We start from the raw sequence: 227 nt of genomic DNA on the forward strand, positions 1-227 counted from the left end.
AACCCAGCAAACATCGCATCACGTAAAGCATCTCAAAACGCACTAGAAGCGTTTGGTCAAATGCTTCCAGAATTCATGGGCGGCTCTGCTGACCTAGCGCCTTCTAACCTAACTATGTGGTCTGGTTCTAAGTCTCTAGAAGCGAACGACTTCTCTGGTAACTACATCCACTACGGTGTACGTGAATTCGGTATGACTGCGATCATGAACGGTATCGCACTACACGG

Annotated in this window: 1 pseudogene; it reads left to right on the forward strand. The window is 48.0% G+C overall.

Going from position 1 to position 227, the window contains the following annotated elements:
* Positions 1 to 227, forward strand: a pseudogene (locus tag H735_RS29460) (transketolase); the annotation flags it as partial.

Origin of the sequence: Vibrio owensii CAIM 1854 = LMG 25443 (genome assembly GCF_000817815.1) — a bacterium.
Classification (GTDB): Bacteria; Pseudomonadota; Gammaproteobacteria; order Enterobacterales; family Vibrionaceae; genus Vibrio; species Vibrio owensii.